Consider the following 1514-nt stretch of genomic DNA (forward strand, 5'->3'; position numbering starts at 1 on the left):
GCCGCAGACTTCCCGGACTCCATCTCGATCGCGGTCAACGCTTCGGCCGCTCTTCTATCCCTCGAGCGTGCCGACGAGGCCGTCGCACTCCTCGCCCCCCGAGTGACCGACGAGACCGAGTCGGTCGGCCTCCTGGTCAACCTCGCAACGGCATTGCTCTACCAGGCGCCGGGCGACTCCGACGTGGCCTCCCGTGCCTTCGACCTCCTCAGTAAGGCGTATGAGCGAGCCCCGTCGCAGTCGCTCGCCATGCACGTCTGGATGGCCGCCCGCGCGGCCCAGAGGGACCGTGAGGCGGCGGTCCATTTCAGGGCGATGACCGCTGACGCGACGCACCTTGACATCCAGACGCGAGAGGATGCCGAACGCGCACTGTCCGGCCGCGATGGCGACGGGTTCACGGCGTTCACCGGCGACTTTAAGCTGTTCGCCGAGGTAATGGTCGAACGGATGGCAGAGGAGAGAGAGGCGTCCACCGCGCTCGACCAGATCTCGACGGCTCACGGACTCGCCTACGCCGACACCTTCCGGGCCTCAGGCCACGCCTGGCAGCTCTGGAGTCGGTGGACGGGGGATGCGGCGCAGCGGGGGGAAGCTGGAGGGTACTCGGTCCTGACCGATTGGCCCTCCTCCGTGTTCATGTTTGGGCGTCGGCAACCAACTCCGGCTGGAGTCTACGCTGACCTGTCAGCGCTCCTAACGCTCGGCGTCCTCGGTCCAGAGACGGCGGCGGCCATCGTCAAGGGGGCGAGCCCGGTCCACGCCGCTCGGGGCACCCTCGATGGACTCCAGAACGATCTCGGTCGCCTCCGGCAAGACGTTGCTATGGCCGGGGACCCCGGCGAGACGCAGGCCGTCGACCGCTTCCGGGACTCGGGAGCGGTCGTCTCCTTTAACGCTGACGTCGAGGCCGCCGCCCCCGATGACCCCGCACTCGGGGCGGCGCGCGTCGACGTCGGTGCCGCCATGCACCTCGGTGGCCGGTACGTCACCGACCTCGAAGCCGTCGACGTCGGTGCCCGCGTCACCTCGGCGGCCTTGCTCGCCACGCTCAACGCCGAGGGGCTCGTCGAGAAGGGCGCTGCCGCTCAAGCCGCCCGAGACCACCCCGGTGCGTTCGCGGACTGGGAGACGACGCCCGCCCTAACCGAACTCCCCCACGTCCTCGTGTTCGACCGCTTCGCGGTCTCGATCTGGACGGCGTCCGGGCTCATCGGTGTCGTCGAGGACGCCGTGCGGATCGGCCCGTGGGCGTGGACTCAGATCTCGACGGACGCCGAGGCCCGGTCAGCCACAGCCGTTGCGTACGAGCGGTTGAAGGACACGGTCAGGGTCCTCCGAGAGGCCACCGCCTCGGGCGACTTCGTGGAGGTGGACCCGACGGAAGCCCGACCCACTGAGACAGAGGGCGCGTCCGATCCTGGACTCGAGGACCTATGGGCGTCCGCCCTCCAGTCCATCTTAACGGCCCGCGCGCATGGGCTCCACCTATGGGCCGATGATCGGTTCTACGC

General features: G+C 69.1%; 1 protein-coding gene. It reads left to right on the plus strand.

Annotated elements, in window-relative coordinates:
- Positions 1-1514: hypothetical protein (locus tag WBA11_RS15250; RefSeq protein WP_424521519.1), on the plus strand; the 1514-nt coding region annotated here is incomplete at both ends.

Origin of the sequence: Rubrivirga sp. (assembly GCF_049648075.1) — a bacterium.
In the GTDB taxonomy this organism is placed as follows: domain Bacteria; phylum Bacteroidota; class Rhodothermia; order Rhodothermales; family Rubricoccaceae; genus Rubrivirga.